Source organism: Runella aurantiaca (assembly GCF_003339505.1).
Lineage (GTDB): Bacteria > Bacteroidota > Bacteroidia > Cytophagales > Spirosomataceae > Runella > Runella aurantiaca.
In genome coordinates this window covers 39474-57219 of record NZ_QPIW01000021.1, presented here as the reverse complement: position 1 = coordinate 57219, position 17746 = coordinate 39474, and the positions used below count along the sequence as shown (strand labels likewise).

General features: G+C 48.3%; 9 protein-coding genes. 1 reads left to right on the top strand and 8 read right to left on the bottom strand.

Annotation, left to right across the window (positions count from 1 at the left end; all coding sequences use genetic code 11):
• Positions 1-22 precede the first annotated feature (22 nt).
• The 8 genes from DVG78_RS21180 to DVG78_RS21145 all read right to left on the bottom strand — a co-directional run bounded on the left by DVG78_RS21180 (position 23) and on the right by DVG78_RS21145 (position 13125).
• Positions 23-2248, bottom strand: coding sequence for a pyrroloquinoline quinone-dependent dehydrogenase (locus DVG78_RS21180; RefSeq protein WP_114463038.1), 2226 nt, complete (start codon positions 2246-2248; stop codon positions 23-25).
• A gap of 36 nt (positions 2249-2284) precedes the next feature.
• Positions 2285-3265, bottom strand: a complete 981-nt coding sequence (locus DVG78_RS21175; RefSeq protein ID WP_114463037.1) for a hypothetical protein — start codon at positions 3263-3265, stop codon at positions 2285-2287.
• 7 nt (positions 3266-3272) lie between these two features.
• Positions 3273-4520 carry a galactonate dehydratase gene (dgoD, locus tag DVG78_RS21170; RefSeq protein ID WP_114463036.1) on the bottom strand — a complete coding sequence of 416 codons (1248 nt, stop codon included), beginning with the start codon at positions 4518-4520 and terminating at the stop codon, positions 3273-3275.
• 49 nt (positions 4521-4569) lie between these two features.
• Complete coding sequence (locus tag DVG78_RS21165; RefSeq protein WP_114463035.1) at positions 4570-5811, bottom strand: mandelate racemase/muconate lactonizing enzyme family protein; 1242 nt, start codon at positions 5809-5811, stop codon at positions 4570-4572.
• 54 nt (positions 5812-5865) lie between these two features.
• Positions 5866-6927, bottom strand: a complete 1062-nt coding sequence (locus DVG78_RS21160; RefSeq protein WP_114463034.1) for a LacI family DNA-binding transcriptional regulator — start codon at positions 6925-6927, stop codon at positions 5866-5868.
• 91 nt (positions 6928-7018) lie between these two features.
• Entirely contained in the window at positions 7019-8374 is a 1356-nt protein-coding gene (locus tag DVG78_RS21155; RefSeq protein WP_114463033.1) for an enolase C-terminal domain-like protein, read from the bottom strand.
• 50 nt (positions 8375-8424) lie between these two features.
• Positions 8425-9969 carry a SusD/RagB family nutrient-binding outer membrane lipoprotein gene (locus tag DVG78_RS21150; RefSeq protein WP_114463032.1) on the bottom strand — a complete coding sequence of 515 codons (1545 nt, stop codon included), beginning with the start codon at positions 9967-9969 and terminating at the stop codon, positions 8425-8427.
• A 21-nt stretch (positions 9970-9990) separates the two neighbouring features.
• The gene (locus DVG78_RS21145) at positions 9991-13125 is read right to left on the bottom strand and encodes a SusC/RagA family TonB-linked outer membrane protein (protein ID WP_114463073.1); all 3135 of its coding nucleotides are present in this window, start codon (positions 13123-13125) and stop codon (positions 9991-9993) included.
• Positions 13126-14427: 1302 nt separating this feature from the next.
• On the opposite strand from DVG78_RS21145, the gene DVG78_RS21135 reads away from it, so the two are divergent.
• Complete coding sequence (locus tag DVG78_RS21135; RefSeq protein ID WP_114463030.1) at positions 14428-17718, top strand: SusC/RagA family TonB-linked outer membrane protein; 3291 nt, start codon at positions 14428-14430, stop codon at positions 17716-17718.
• Positions 17719-17746 lie beyond the last annotated feature (28 nt).

The window sequence follows — 17746 nt, the reverse complement described above, 5'->3', positions numbered from 1 at the left end:
TTTCGATGTTACATTTAATGAACTAAGGCAAGGCAAACGCCACGTATTTGCCGCCGGGTTTTAAGTCGTACCGTGTGCCCCCCGCCGCGATGGCAATGTATTGTTTTCCCTTGACCTGATATGTAATCGGCGTGGCAAAGCCGCCCGCTGGCAATGTATATTCCCACACCACTTTTCCCGTTTTTGTATCAAAAGCCCGCAGTTTTTCGTCGTAAGTGGCCGCGATAAAAAGTAGACCACCCGCCGTTACGAGGGGGCCGCCGTGGTTTTCGGTGCCCGTGGTCGGAAGGCCTTTTTTTGCCAATTCGGGGTATTCTCCCAACGGAACTTTCCAAAGGTATTCTCCCGTGTTCAAATCCACAGCATTCAGCGTGCCCCAGGGCGGTTTGATGGCAGGGTAATTGTCGGCGTCTCTAAACTGACGAAATCCCTTGTTTTGGAACAATGGCGTATACGGAAAGTCGCGCGCCGTTTTGGTCTCAACCGTCGTTACCCGATGAATATCGTCGGCCTTAGTCGAGGTTTCTGTTTTCAGTAAAAAGTGAACAATGGCTTCACGGTCGGGCTTGGAAATGTGCTGAAAAGACGGCATTCTGCCCCGACCCGTTTCGAGGAGTGTATTGATTTGTTGACGGGTAAGTTTTTTGCCCACATCCTGCAAATTTGGATACGCCTGCGTAGTCGCTATGACAGTGTTTTTGGCATCCATCGCGTGACAAACGGCACAGTTAGCGATAAATAATTTCTCGCCTTTGGTCAACGCTTCCGTGGTTTTGGGGGTATTGGTGGCCTGCATTTTCAACAACCAAAGCATATTATTGGCGTTGACGTACATGATTCCGTTGGGGTCAACCGCACTACCTCCCCACTCAGCACCGCCACCGATGCCGTAATAAAGAGTTTCGACCGTGCTCGGCGGAAGGTTTTTCAACCCTCCCCTACTTTTTTCAAAAACTGACTGCGCATACGCCGCTGATGCTGGAGAAATATTGGTCAAATCCGCTTTGGTAAACGTCTGATTGGCAAAAGGCGCAGGTTTTACGGGAACGGGTTGGGTCGACCAAGGGGCTTCGCCGGGCAGCGCCGCAACTTTGGGCACGGGCACTTCTTTGACGGGAAACAGCGGCTTGCCAGTGTCGCGGTCAAAAACAAAAATAAGGCCGTCTTTCGTGGCCTGCGCTACGGCATCCACTTTTCGGGAGCGACCGTCGGGGCCTTTGTGCACCACCGTAATCAGGTTGGGAGGACAAGGAATGTCACGATCCCATAAATCATGGTGAACCGTTTGAAAATGCCAGATGCGTTTGCCCGTTTCGGCATTGAGGGCAATGACGCAATTGGCAAATAGATTGGTGCCTTTGCGCGCGCCGCCGTAAAAATCAACCGAAGGCGAACCCGTTCCCAAAAACACCGTACCTCGTTTATCGTCCAAGACCATCCCCGCCCAGCAGTTGGCTCCGCCCAATTTTTTATACGAATCTTTCGACCAAGTTTCGTAGCCATATTCTCCCGGCAGCGGAATGGTGCGGAATACCCACGCCAATTTGCCCGTGCGCACATCAAACGCCCGAATATTGCCGGGGAGTGCGTCGCCACCTTCCGAAACCGACGAACCCATAATGAGCAAATTTTTGAAAATAACACCAGGCGTTGTGGAACGAATGTTGAAATTATTGACGTCGTAGCCCAACGTTTGCGCGTCGCCGAGGCCAGCGTGCAGGTCGACCAAACCATTTTCACCGAAATTAGTTATCAACTCTCCCGTCAAAGCATTGACCGCCATAAGCTTAGCTCCGACGGAATAAAGGATTCTTTTATCAGCGCCATCTTCCCAGTACACCACCCCTCTGACGGGATGAAAACTCGGTTTTACGTCTGGGTTGGAAAAAGGGTCATATTTCCACAATTCTTTGCCCGTAGCCGCATCGGCAGCAAACAATTTCAAGCGCGGAGTAGTCCCATAAAGAATACCGTTGACCACAATCGGCTGACACTGAATATCGTTGCCTTTGCCGTCGGGATTGTTGTTTTCTCCCGTATCGTACGACCATGCCAATTGCAATTTATTGACATTTTCCGCATTTATTTGGGTCAACTCCGCGTACCTACTTCCCGCGCTGTTTCCTCCGTATTTGGGCCAATCGGTGTTATTTTCTGAATCATTTCTATACCCGCTTTGAAACGCTACCCCGCACATCAGTACGGCAAAAATACCACCTAAAAGAGGGTTTCGGTAATTTTTATTCATAGTCTACAACCGCTGATAGTACAGATTAGACAAGTTTTATTTTGGCATTTCTACTTTAAATTCATACGTAATTTTCCAATGAATTTCTTCCTGCGGCTTGACCGAAAGCTTGATGTATGGCTCTGGGCACGAGGTGGTATGACACGCCCAAAATACAAATTTCTCCAACGGCTTGTCGCCTTTGATTCGGACGCTCGCGCCCGTTTTGAGGTTTTGAATAAGCATCGAATAATCGTTTGATGTAGCACCAAAACCCTGTAAACCAGCGCTAAATACAAACTCCCCCGATTCTACCACTCGTGAATAGCCAATGGCTTTATTTTCGGCTTTGGCAATCGTGCCAAAATTTCGGCCTTCGGCGCTTACCTCAAACGGAAAAGTCGTTTTGATATTTGGGCCTGTCGGCTCATTGTCAATCATAAAAAAATTATGGTTGTAGGTTTGGGTTTCGATGGGTTTTGTACCCGTATTTTTCAGGCTGTGTTCCAAAACCAATTCCGCCTTTCCTTTGGTGAGTTTTACTGTTTTACGATATAGATACCCGTAACCAGCGGCATCAGTCAACTCATGCATAAATTGCACTTTGTCTGTAAAGGTTTTCACCATCCATTTTCCGCCATTTTTGAGGGTGTAGGGCGTCATAAAAGAGTAGGGTTTGGCATCCGGTTTGATGAGCGTTCCCACGCCAATTTTTAGAAATTCACCACCAATGGGCGCTTCGTTCATCCCTACGGCCACAAATTCTTCTACGGGTCCTGCAATGGCATCGTGCAGTTTGGGGTCGTAAGGTGCAGGATTCCAAATACCAAAATACGAATGGCCTTTGTAATCCAGACGCGGCATTACGCCCGACCAATCAAACCGGGTTCCCTGATAATACCCACGCTGGGCATCGGGCAGGTACAATTCGGCCTCTATGAGACCATTGGAGATTTTGGTCGTGGGAAAATCTGCGGAGGAAATAAACCCTCCGCAGACACTCATACTCAACGCAATAGCAAAAAATTCCTTTTTCATCTTATGATTACCAGTCAGTGACAGAACCGTCGAGGGCATTATATGTTTCGGGATTTTTCCAATCGTGGCCGATTTTATCCTTCATTTTTTCTTCATCCAATTCAATGCCCAGACCCGGGCCTTTGGGAACCAAAACGGTGCCGTCTTTTTCCAGTACAAACGGTTTTTTCAAATACCCTTCTCCCAATGAAACCTGTTCCTGAACCAAAAAGTTGGGGACACTGGCCGCCAACGCCAACCCCACGGCCAACGAAATAGGACCCATTGGATTGTGCGGGGCAATGGGCACGTAATACGCCTCGGCCATTCCAGCAATGATGCGTCCTTCGGTAATGCCGCCGGCGTGACATAAATCGGGCTGAATGATGCTCGCCGCGCCTTTTTCAAGAATTTCCCGAAAACCCCATTTGGTAAAAATCCGCTCGCCAGTCGCAATCGGCAGGTGCGTACCCCGGGCTATGTCCACCATCGTATCCACGTTTTGTGCCTGACAAGGCTCTTCAATAAACATGGGTTGATACTGTTCCAACTCCTTGATGAGTACTTTGGCGGTTTGGGGAGAAATGGCCCCGTGAAAATCAATCGCAATGTCCATATCTGGCCCGCCAGCCTGCCGCAGCGAGGCAAAATTATCGGCGGCGTACTTAATAAATTTCGGATTTTCGACGATGTTGGCGGGGTTAATCTTCGCCACCCCCGTTTTGATGACCGTATAGCCTTCGGCCTTTCTTTTTTTCATGTCTTCTGCATTGGCTGCGCGGCCGTAGATACGCACCCGGTCACGGGTGGGGCCGCCCAACAATTCATACACGGGCACGTTCAAAAGTTTTCCTTTAATATCCCACAACGCATGATCTATTCCACTCAACGCACTGGTCAGAATCGGGCCGCCCCGGTAAAAAGCGTGGCGATAAATGGCCTGCCAGTGGTGTACTACCGCCCGCGGGTCTTTGCCAATCAAGTACGGTTCTACTTCTTTGATGGCCGTTTGAATGGTAAGCGCCCGGCCTTCAAGCAAGGGCTCTCCCAAGCCTACAATGCCTACATCGGTATGGATTTTGAGAAAAATCCACCGGGGTTTCACCAAAAAGGTTTCAAGCTTTGTAATCTTTACCTGCCCATAGTCTCTGAAAAGCCCCGGGGCATTCGCGTACGACGTTTGGGGCAGGGTCATGGTTCCCATTCCTGCCACGCCCAACACCGACTGTATGGCACTGCGACGGGAGATACCTGTCTTTTTTGAAGATGATTTCATTTGAAAAAGGATAGAGGTTTAGTGTAAATAGTGTGAATTCTCGTTTCTTTTACCAGTTATGGATTGAGCCGTCAGGCGCTTTCAAAATGGGATGCGGAAACTTGGTTTTTTCTTTTACTTCCATCACAAACGTAGCTTTTTTAGGGTCAAACTTCACCCCCAAACCCGGGCTGTCGTTGAGGTACAGTTTACCATTTTTGAAGTTGACAAAATCTTCGTTGAAATACGGCGGGCGCTCCGGTTCGCCGCCGCCGAGTTCCATCAGGCAACGCGCTGGGCTGCTCGACCCCAGCACATGAACGAGTGTGGCAGTGGCCAACGGGCCCGTAAAATGCGGAATCATGCCCACATAGTGGGTTTCGCACATTGACGCTATCTTCTTAAATTCACTGATACCACCCGTGTTGGGCAGGGTAAAGCGGGTGTAGTCAATCTGCCGATTTTCAATCAGTTCATTGGTATCCCAACGGTCGCCAAATTGCTCTCCCACCGCAATCGGCACTTTGGTCATGGCGCGTACGGTTTTATACACCCCGGGATTTTCGGAGCGCACGATGTCTTCGACAAAATAGGGTTCGAGGTTTTCCAAGGCCGTACAAATTTTCAGACCGTCGGTCATGTCAAAACGGGTATGCAGGTCAATGGCCCACTTACCGCCCCCACCCACGGCCGCGTCTATCCGTTTGCAGATGTCAATGGTTTTCTTGACGTTATCGTAAAAATCAAAAGGCTCGGTGCCGTTTCCGCCGGTGGGGCCAATCCGATACGCCCGTAGCCCCGCCGCGATGCAGTCCTGCGCTCTTCCTTCTTCCGTTGTGGCTTTGGAGGCCCGAAAACCTGTAGCGTAACATTCAATGTAATCGCGGGTAGCGCCGCCCAATAGTTCATAAACGGGCACGTTCAGGGCTTTGCCTTTAATATCCCAAAGGGCCATTTCCAACGCGCCCAGTCCGTGGAGTTTTTCCCGGCCGGGCGGATAAAACATACCACGATAAATGTACTGCCAGAGGTGCTCAATACGGAACGGGTCTTCGCCAATCAGCATCTGAGCGCATTGCTCAATCATATCTTTTGAGCCGCCTTCGCCAATGCCGATGATGCCACCGTCGGTTTCTATTTCAACAATGCCCCGGGCTTGATTAAAAAGGGGTTTGTTATAGCCGGGCGCTGCGTAGTAGCGAATCTTGGTGATTTTTAGTTTAGAAGCGGCCTCTGCTTTGTAAAGGGGCAATCCAACCGCCAGCGCGGTTGAGCCCAAAACCGCTGTTTTTAGAAAGTTTCGTCGTTGCATTTTTTAAGGTTAAGGGCGGTTTACGCCGAGGTTAGACGTTAAAACAAGATAGTGTTACTGACCAGCGGCCGTGGCTTCAGAAACCCATTCCGACTTTGCCATTGAAGATTCCCGGACAATCAGCTTGGCTTCCATCAATATTTGTTTCATTCCTTCGTCGGGGTTTTTCAGCTTGCCAATCAGGTACTGAACCGCCGTTTTCCCCAATAATTCCAAGGGTTGGCGCAGGTACGTAATCGGGCAATAATACAAGTCAAAGACTTCGGCTTGGCCAAAACTCACGATTCCTAAATCGTACGGCACTTTGAGCCGCAACTCGTTGAGGTATTTTAATCCATTGATAGCCAGTCCATACGTAGCAAAAATCAGTGCATCCACCTTTTGGTCGGGCGAGGTGATTTCATCAATGGCTTCCCTGACTTCTTTCTCAATATTTTCAAAACGAACTTCTTTCAACCAACCTTCTTCAAATGAAATTTGGCTGTCTTTCAGGGCCTGTTTATAGCCCCGTATCCGTTCTGCCATGTGAAACATATCCGACTTATATGCCACGAGCCCAATCCGTTGATAGCCTCTTTTTACCAAATGAACCCCCGCGTCGTAGGAAGCTTTGTAGTTGTTGGTGGCCACAAAATCCGTCTGAATATCTGGAAAATGTCGGTCCAACAGCACAAACGGAATGTTTCTCTCCTTCAAATAATAAACCTGATTCTCAGAGTTTTCGGACGAAACAATGATAAAACCATCGACTTGACGATTAATCAATACGTTGAGCAAGTCCCACGATTTATCGGCGTTTTCGTCACAGCTTCCGATAATGACCGTGTAGCCATTCCGTTTTGCTTCGTCCTCCACCACCCGGGCAATGTTGGCAAAAAAAGGGTTGGAAATATCGGCAATAATCAGCCCAATTGTGTGCGTTTTGCCACTTCGCAAACTCTTGGCGAGGTGATTGGGCTGGTAGTTTAGCTCTTTGGCAATCTCTTTGATCTTTTTGGCAATTTCTTCTCCTACCCTGCTCTCTTTCTCTTTACCATTCATGACGTAAGAAACCAACGCAATAGACACCCCTGCCTTTTGTGCTATATCTTTCAGGGAAACCTTTTTTGTTTTCATTGAGAAACCGGGTATAAAAGTTTAGCCTGCAAGTTAGAACAAAATTTCAGGCGGAGATTTTACACTACCATAAAACCTCCGCCTGCGCGGCCTAAGGGCGGATAATCGTTCCGTCAAACTTCCGTACTTGCCAGTTGGACTTGGTCGTAATGGGATATTTGGCGGCTTCTTTTTCGTTGATGTCTACCCCGATACCCGGTACTTCGTTGACCGACATGTACCCATCTTTCATGGTTGGGCAACCTGAAAAGACCGACAGCGTTTTTTCGTTGAACGAGACGGCTTCCTGAATTCCAAAATTCCAAACCGCCAAATCAATGTGCGCGTGTGCGGAGTGTCCCACGGGCGACACGTCTCCGGGACCGTGCCAAGCCGTTTTGATATTAAACCATTCGCCCAGCCTCGCCACTTTCATGGCGGGCGTAATTCCCCCGATTTGGGAAACGTGGATGCGAATGTAGTCAAACCACTGGTTGACCATCGGCTCCACAAATTCATTGATATTATTAAACAACTCTCCCATCGCAATCGGCACCGAAGTACTGGCCCTCAGTTGTTTAAACCACTTCATATTCTCCGGAGAAAAAGGATCTTCAATAAAAAAAGGACGATAATCTTCCAATTTTTTAATCATGTTGATAGCATCCATCGGCTGAACCCGCTCGTGGATGTCGTGCAGCAGTTCTATCTCATCGCCGCAGCCTTTCCGGACGGCTTCAAATAATTTAGGAATGGATTTCAAATACGTCCGTTCATTCATGTAATTGTCGGTTTCGCCGCCAAAACCTGCTGCTTTAAAATCGGGCTTTTGTTCGGTACTGCCCACGGCACCGTAGCCACCCTGCTGGATTCGGATGTACTTAAACCCGCGCTCCATGATGCTTTTTACACTTTCAACCGTTGCCTCTGGTGTATTGCCGTTGGCGTGCGTATAGCACGGAATCGCAAAACGTGATTTTCCACCGAGCAATTGGTAGAGGGGCATTCCCGCCCGTTTTCCTTTGATGTCCCAAAGGGCTTGGTCCAAACCACTGAGGGCGTTGTTTAACACGGGTCCGTTGCGCCAGTAAGAACTCACATAAGCCGCCTGCCACATGTCTTCAATATTGTCTACGTCTTTTCCAACACAAAACTCATTGAGGTAGGTGTTGATGGCCACAATCACGGTAGCGGCGCGTTGGGTAAAGGTAGCACAACCCAAACCATACAATCCCGGTTCAGAGGTTTCTACTTTGACCACAATCAAATTTGAACCCTGTGGGGCCGTTGCAATGGCCTTCACATTGGTAATTTTGATGGGCTTCATCGCTTTGGCGTACGATGGCGTGCCTTTTTCTTCTCGTGCTTGGGCGTTGGATACACCACCGAAAAGTCCAAGGAGTCCAGCCGAGCCACCAAGGCCCAGCATTTTCATGGTTTCCCGACGGTTTACGTCTGTTTTATTCATAACCAGTTTGATAAGAGTTTAGGAAAATAAAAGGCCTCAAAATCAGAATTTTACTTTTTATCCCACCACACACGCGTGTCCATGTCGTTGGCTCCTTGACGGGTAATGGCCTCGTTCATATTGCCCGAGTTGACCACAATTTCGCTGTCAGGATACGGCATTCGGCGGATAAAATCGCCTTTGATTTCGGAGCCAGGATACGGATTTTTCTTGAGTGCGGGAAAATCGCTGCGGCGAAAATTGGCAAAGGCTTCATTTCCATCCAAAAAAGCCGCTACCCAATACTGGGTATTGATTTGCTCAAGGGCTTTGGCGGGGTCTAGCGGATTGGCTTTTAAGTAGGTCTGAATGGCGTCTTCTTTGATGGCTGCCGAGGCATCATACAGCGCCATTTGCTCCAAATGCGCCCTGATGCCCTTGCTGTAATAGTCGGCGGCGGCGCCCGAAACCCACCCGCGTACGGCGGCTTCGGCCAATAAAAGCTGCACTTGCGAATAGGTGATGTGAAATTCGGGAGCGTCCAATTTAAGCACGGTATTGAGGTTGACCTGCGAGAAATCCCAAATGCTCGCCACGCCATTTTGCTGCAATACGCCCGTGATGGTCACGTCGTTGTATCCCATCGGCATGCCGATTTGGACTTTGGGGTCGGTCGAAGCGCGAGCTGCTACCTGCTCAGGACCGCCTTTGGCTCCCACGTATCGAACCGCAATAGACGCCAAGCGGGGGTCGTTGTTTTCCTTTAAAAAATTCACAAAAGGGGCCGCAAGATAAAAATTGGTTTTTTCCCGAGCGGCCAAATGGTTGGCAATGTAATTGTTAAAAATAGCCGTGTGACGAATGACCGAATTGTCGTCATTGGACTGCAATACACCTCCCGTTACGGCTTTGGTCACGTAGGTTTTAGCCGTGGCAGGATCTACTTTTGTCAAGCGCATGGCGGCTCTCAGCATCATCGAATACCCCAATTTTTTCCATTTAGCTACGTTTCCGCCGTACAGAATATCCGTTGTCACGGCCGCCTGCGTCGTGGTAAGGGCCGAAGATGCCTCATCCAACTCCTTTAAAATATCCTTGTAGATGGCCTGTTGGGCATCATATTTGGGACTAATTACCTCCGTAATGTAACCTTGCCCCGCCTCAAAATAAGGAATATCGCCGTAGGTATCGGTCAAAATCATGAAAGTATAGGCTTTCCAAATGCGCGCACAATGGTAGGTATTTGATTGCAACGGATCGCTTTTGGTCTGGTCTACCACCGCCACGATTTGCTTGACCACATTGCGGTAAGAATTAATCCACACTTGGGAGGCATTTCCGTTGTTGAGCTGATTGTAATTACCGCCCGAAAGTGAGCTTCCGTAGGGCGTGATGATTTGCTGAACAATACCGAAATTATAACACAACATCCCCAAGGTCGAAAATCCGTCGAGGTAGGTCGTACTGATGATGGCCTTGTTGAGAATCAACGAAGGGGCCAATGAGGTAGGATCTACTTTGTTGGTATTTACTTCGTCGAATGTTTGGTCACAACCGGTCATGACGCTCACCGTGAGGAGCAATCCTAGGATATATTTTAAATGATTCGTTCTCATAATTTTGTCGGATGTTTACTGTTAAAACTTCAAATTCAAGTTGAAACCAACGCTGCGGGTAGGCGGCAGACCGGGCCAAAAATCAAGGCCGACGCCATTGTCCGACGACACCAGTGCTTCTTCTGGATCCATGTTCTCGGTCCATTTTTTGATGACCAACACGTTGTTGGCAACGGCACTGAGGCGTGCTCCTTTTACGAAGAATTTTGCGGGCAAAAGTTTGCCAAAATCATAGCCCAACGTAATCTGGCGGAGTTTCCAAAATCCTGCATTCGACACAAAGTCCTCGTTGATTCCCAGCGGGTTGACTGATTCATAAAAAGGCTGAACCGCCGACTTTGTTTGGTTTATTTCGCCGTTTGGATTCACCCCATTGCCAATCACAAAACCTTCGGCGCGGCCCGGCAAAGTACGCTTAGACAAGCCATGACGCAGGTAGTTGATGTTGCGCCCCGCAATCATTTTATGCCCCAATTTGAAATCAATCAACGTCGATAGAATGATGTTTTTGTAGTTGAAGGTATTGGTAATTCCCCCAAAATATTTTGGCAACGCACTCCCAACATTCACCAAGGTGTTGTTACGCAAAGGCAAACCGCTATTCCTGTCAAACACCTGCCGGCCCTGTGCGTCGCGCAGGTAAAAGAACGTATAAATCTGACCAATGGGCTTGCCCACCACTTGGTTTAAATTACGCCCGCCGCCGCTACTCACCGTAATGACGGTGTCTTTGTCAGACAAGCCCAGTTGCAATACTTTAGAGGTATTGTAAGACACGTTGGCACTCAAATCCCAGCGGAAAGACTTCGTTTTAACGGGTGAAATTGTAAATAAAATCTCCAGCCCTCGGTTCATACTTCTACCAACGTTGATGAGTTTACTGGTGTAAGAAGACGCATCCGATACCTGCGCGGCGAGGATTTGGTCTTCGGTAATTTTACGATAATACGTAAAATCAAGGCCGACGGCGTTATTAAACAGCTTCAACTCCAGACCCGCTTCGGCCTCCTTTATCCGTAGCGGACGTAGGTTTTTGTTGGGCACCACGGTAGCATTTACACCTCCCACGGGCACCAACTGCCCCGAAGGATTGGGAAAGGAGTTGTTGTCAACGGCATAAAACAGCGCGTTGGAGTAAGGGTTTACGTTGTCAGAACCCACTTGGGCATAAGCAGCCCGCAACTTACCAAACGATATCCACGCCGGTAGGTTAGGAAATGCCTGTGAAAAAATAAAACTCCCCGTGGTAGAAGGGTACAAAATACTGCGGTTGGAAGGCGCTAAGGTTGAAAACCAGTCATTGCGAGCCGTTACGTTCAGAAATAAATAGTCGTTGTAGGAAATGGTGGCGGCCCCAAAAAGCGAGTTAATCTTCTTCTCAGACAGGCTGTAAAGCGGATTTTTTATCCGTCCGTTCATGACAGTATAGAGATTTGGCTGGATAAAATCCTGAACCGTCACGCTGTTGTAGTCCATGCGGGCGTAGCGTTGGTTTCCTCCGAGCGTAAAATCCACCCCGATTTTTCCGAAATTCTTGTTCCCTCCCAAAATCAAGTCAAGGTTTCTTTCCGTATTCTGCCTGACATCCTGCGTGAAAGAGCCGTTTACGTAGCCTACGGGCGCTTTTGGAATGGGCGCATAACCGTTTGGAATGTTGTAATCTTGGTTACGCACGTAAAAATCTTCCGCCAATCTTCCCTGCACATACAGCCAATCCGCTACCTGATATTTGAGCGAAATATTGCCAAAAATACGGTTACGAACTACGTTTTCAAAGTGTTTACTCAGTGAGTAATAGGGGTTATTGCGCACCAGAAATCGCGAAAACACAAACTCATCACCGTTGGGTAAGGTCTGATTGTCGCGGAGTGCATCAAAAGGCATGGAGTTGGCTAAGGTAAAAATCACCGTTGAAACCGAAAAATCCTGCGTGTTGATCTGGGGCGGATTGATGTTATTTTCTTTTGAATAATTAATGTTGCCCGAAGCCGTCAGTTTTTTGGTGATGTTTTGGGTAAATCCAAGGTTAATAATCTTACGATTAAAGGTATTATTTGCCATGATGCCCTTGTTGTCGGTATTGGCCAACGACAGGCTAAAACCACCGTTTTGCCCACTGTTTGAGACCGTTACGGTGTTTGTTAGGTTAGTTCCTACGTTAAAAAACTGTTTTACGCGGTTGTAGACCGGCTCGTAGGGATACGTTTTGTTGTCAAACAGAATCTGGGTCATGCCAGGTTGAAATTTCTCCCCAAAACTCCACACGCCCGAGGTTGGATTTGGCGTAGTTGGTCGCTTTCCCCCTTCTCCCTGACCGTATTCATACTGAAAATCGGTAAAATCCAGCGGCGTATCGGTGGTATAATTTACGTTATATTCTACCCCAAAACCTTTGCCAGTGCCTTTGCTTTTGGTGGTAATCATAACCACGCCGTCTTTCGCCCGCGAACCGTACAATGCCGCAGCGGTTGCGCCTTTCAACACCGTCATGGTCTCAATATCGTCGGGATTGATGCTGGAAAGACCGTCGCCGCCGTCGGAACTATTGGCCGCCCGCATTCCGTAATCGCCACCGAGTGAGTAGTTTTGGTTATCAATCGGCACCCCGTTGACCACGATAAGTGGGTTGTTTTGACCACTGAACGAAGATTGTCCCCGAATACGGATTTTGGCCGTCCCCCCTGGGCCAGACGAAAGCGTAGAGATATTTACCCCCGCCATTTTTCCCTGAAGACCACTGACCACATTGGGCGACCGGTTGGTTGAAATTTCTTCGGCATTGACCGTAGCCGTGGCATAGCCCAACGTTTTAGCTTCTTTTTTTATACCCAATGCTGTGACTACCACCTCATTAAGGTTTTTTTCTTCCTGCGCCATTTTTAATTCTATGATGGAGCGGGCGTTTACTTTGATGGTTTGGCTCACATAGCCAATGTAAGAAAACACCAATTGGGCATCGGCAGGGGCCTCAAGTGTGTACTTGCCAGTTGCGTCGGTGGTTGTGCCTTTGTTGGTGCCGTCCACGAGAATATTTACGCCGGGAAGTCCTTCGTTGGCTTGGTCAGTCACCTTACCCGTAATTTTTATACTCTGCGCAAAAGCAATGCTTTGATACAGGCATAAAATAAGAAGAATGGATGTTAAATTTATTTTCATCAGTACATAGGGGTTTAGGAGGACCTTTTTGGTCCGTGGTGTAAAAGGATAGACATACATTTGAATTTTAGGCAATAAAAGTCCTGCGCTCACCGAAGGTGTGAGCCTGCTTTTTTCAAATCACATTACTGTTTTAAAACCTTTATTACGCAAATAAATCACCTAACGCTGATTAATATACGCAACAAAATAGTGTCATTATCGGGCAGGATAATGGGTGGCAATGGCAACAAAATCACATTTTACGGGAAGGAATCGGCGGTAGAAAGCCGATTTTAGCTCCAAAAACCTTTTTAGTGGTGCATAGGCATCTTTTTAAAATAATGGTTTGAAGTAACTAACCTACTATCTTTTTGTTTAAACGTTTAAGCAATGAGATATAAAAAAATATTCGTGACTAAAGGTTATTTCTTGCCGCTTCAGTACTCACTTCTCCGTTTTAAGACTAAAAATACTCGAATTTATGTTCCGTCACTAAGGCAACTATCAGGCTAATAATTGGTCAATTATGAATCTACACCCTCTCATGAGGGGATTTAGTGGATTTTACTAGGTTAAAATAGAAGGATTTGATACAAATGTAAGTTTAAACGTTTAAACAAAAAATTTTTTATCATTTTTTTTACATTTTTTCTTTAAAAGATACAGACAAGGCAATGCGAAGGCATTTCGGCAAAAATGGGGAAGAAACAAGTAGGGGTATTTCCCCACCCCCAAACGGCTAAAGAAGCGGCAGCCTATTTAAAAAAGTAAATAGCCGCAAGACAAGGTCCTGCGGCTATAATTCTTAACCTAAACTAAATCGTATGAGAATCTTTTATCTATGAATACCTGCAAATGTCTACTTCATACTATTTGCAGTAGAAAGTCATTGTTGATTGATGGGACAAAGCTCCTGAAAAAAAACATGCGGCAAATCACCCTAATTGCGCCATTTTTAGCCCGTTATTTTCAGCACAAAAGTAGTTTTCGGAGCTTGATGTATCTTCATTTCATCTGTTAGGCTTTCTTTATGTTTTTTTCCCTCCCTAACTATAGGGGTAACCGTAAATGAGGGATATGACGGTAGAATATTTCATTTTTTGGTCAGCAAGCGCCCTACTCCAACGGTACAATTCTGCTCAATGCTCAAAATATTCGCCCTTTTTGGCCAAAACCCAACTTCATATTTGGGTAATATCGTCGCTGATAAACCCCTATAAATGGGTGATTTTTAACAAAATTGAATTGGAGAACTTTGTTGTCAGCAATCCCTTATGGTTGCTGACAACAGATTAAAAAAACCAAATCTTCAATTCATTTATGAAAAAAAGTTTATTGTTCCTGATGCTTGGGGTTCTCCTGAGCGTCATCCACGGCCATGCCCAAAATCGCACCGTTTCGGGCAAAGTGACCGCCGCCTCCGACGCAACCCCGCTACCGGGCGTTAACGTCGTCATCAAAGGCTCTGCCACGGGTAGCACCACCAACTCCGACGGAACCTTCCAAATTCAGGTTCCCAACAACGCCACGCTGGTGTTCAGCTTTATCGGTTATTCCTCCAAAGAAGTGGCCGTCGGGGCCCAAACCACCATTAACGTTATTTTGAGCGACGACGTCAAGCAATTGACCGAAGTGGTGGTAACGGCCGTCGGGATTGAGCGCAGCAACAAATCTCTGGGCTATTCGGTAGAGCGCCTCTCGGCCGATAAGTTGGTGCAGAAATCAGAACCCGATGTATTGAAAGCCATGCAGGGCAAGATTCCCGGGGTCAATATCAATGGCTCAGGAGGAGCTGCGGGGAGCTCGTCCCGGATTACCATTCGGGGAGCCAACTCTTTTTTTGGCAGCAATCAACCGCTTTTTGTGGTAGATGGCATTCCGTACAACAACGACCTGAACGAAAGCGGCAGTTTCCGTGACAACGGTGCTGCCTTCTCCAGCCGTATCGCCGACCTTGACCCCAACAACATCGCCTCCATGACGGTCTTGAAAGGGGCCGCCGCCGCCGCCCTGTATGGAACCCGCGCCGCCAACGGGGTGATTGTAATCACGACCAAATCGGGCACTAACAAGCTGTCAAAGAAAGGATTGGAAATTACGTACAATACGTCCTACTCGGCCGAGAAAATCGCGAGTTATCCTGATTTTCAAAACAAATACGGCTCGGGTTCACAGCAGGTCTACGCCAACGCCAACGGAACCTGGGGACCAGCATTCGGCCTAGGCCGCACCTACAACGCGGCGGGTGGTTGGGCCAATTCTACCGCCCCCGTCGACTCCATTCCGATTTGGGTTGGCTACAACACCTACGCCACCAACTACCCTGCACTGGCCGCGCAATATGGCCTGCGCCCCGGCGGAAACGTGGCGTACCAAGCATATCCCGACAACGTGAAGAATTTCTTTCGCACGGGGAGTGTCTACGAAAACTCGGTCAGCATCACGGGTGGTGGCCCCAAAGCCAGCGTTACGTCGGTGATTTCGCGCACCGACCAGCAAAGCTTTTTCCCGGGGTCGGGTTTTGAACGAACCAACATCAGCGTGGGGGGAAACACCACCCTCGACAACGGCTTTGTCGTCGGAGCCAACTTAGCTTATACCAACACCATTCAGAACAGCCCGCTTTTTGGGGGCGACGGCACCTCTCCACTGGCGCGGATGTTTCAGCAACCTCGCAACTGGCCACTCGACCAACTGCCCTACGAAGATCCGTTTGGCAATGGCGTCTTTTTCTTCCCGTTTGGGCAGGCCGACAACCCCTATTGGTCCGTTAACAATAGCATTTTTACGAGTAAAGTAAACCGTATCGCCCTGAACGGTAGCATTTTGTACGACATCACCAATTGGCTGAACGTGACTTACAAAGGAGGTTTCAACAGCTACAATGACAACCGTTTTCAGCGTATTTCGGCGGGTTCGCTATCGGGCGCTCAGGGCGTAGGAAGTATGCAGTTTGACGCCATTGAATTTCAAGAACAAGACCACAACCTGCTGTTTAATCTTACGCAAAACCTGACTTCAGACATAAACCTGCGGGCCATTGTGGGCGCCAACTACAACCAACGCGGCAGCGACCAAACGAGCGTAAACGGGCTAGGCATAGTAACCCGAGGCATTGATTTGATTACCAACGTCAGTACTGTAACGCCCAACACCGGCAATACGGGCATCAGCAAGCGCCGGATGTACGCGGCCTTTACCGACATGACCTTGGGCTACAAAAACTACTTATTCTTAAACCTCACGGGCCGCAATGACTGGTCGTCTACCCTGCCAGCCTCCAACCGCAGTTATTTTTACTATTCTGGCAGTGCTTCCTTCATTTTGACCGAGGCGTTCAATATCAAATCCAAAGCCTTGACGAACGCTAAACTGCGGTTGGGTTACGCCAAAGTGGGCCGCGATGCCGACCCTTACCAAACGCTCAATACGTTCAGAATCAATTTCGGAGAAAGCTCAGGACAAACGGGTTCCACCCGCTACAATGATTATCCTTTCAACGGTCAGCCGGGCGCATCGGTGGCTTCTTCAGCCTTCGATCCCAACCTAAAACCTGAATTTACGAAAGAGATTGAACTCGGAACCAACCTTGAGTTTTTTGGCGGTAGAGCCGTGATTGACTTTACGTACTACAATCGCCTCAGTACCGATATTATCGCCCGTCGTTCGTTGCCGCAGTCGTCGGGTTACACTTCTTTTGTGACCAACTTCGGCTCGATTCGCAACTCAGGCATCGAAGCGGGGATTACCTTGGTTCCGATTCAGCTCGCCAATAGTTTTAAATGGGATATTTTCGCCGCTTACACCCAAAACAAAAACATTGTAGAATCACTGGCCGACGGCGTCGAAGAAGTGACATTACGTAATATTTTTACCAACAACCCGATTCCCGTGGTTCGCCCCGGCGAGTGGTTTGGGGTATTGCGGGGAACGGCCGTGGCCCGCGATGAAAACGGCAACGCCCTCATCAATCCCAATACGGGCCTGACCATTCCTGACATCCAACAAAAAATTATCGCCAACCCCAATCCCAAATTTATTTTGGCGGTGACCAACACGTTGAAATACAAAGGATTTACTCTGAGCGGCGTGGTCGATTACCGCCACGGTGGCGACCTGTACTCGTGGACAAACCAGTTTTTGTTGGGCCGTGGGGTAACGCAAGACACCGAAGACCGGGAAGTTCCTAAGGTAGTAGCGGGCGTATTGGGAGATGCCAATACCCTCAAACCACTGCTCGGCGGCGACGGCCAACCCATCCCCAACAACATTCAGGTGATGGAAAACAACCTGTGGTTTCAGGCTGCGGGCGGGGCATTGGCCATCAACGGCCCCAATGAATTCTCGGTGTGGGATGCATCTGTGGTCCGCTTACGCGAAATCACCTTGGGATATTCTTTACCAAAAACGTTGTTGACAAAAACGCCATTTGGCGCCGTGAGCCTCACATTGAGCGGACGCAACCTGTGGTATTTTGCGCCCAACTTCCCCAAACACGCCAACTTCGACCCTGAAGTCAACACGTTTGGAAACACCAATACCCAAGGAATTGACTTTTTCTCAGCTCCGTCCGTGCGTCGTTTCGGGGTCAATTTGAGCGTTACATTCTAAACGGAAATATGGAGAACGAAAAACACAA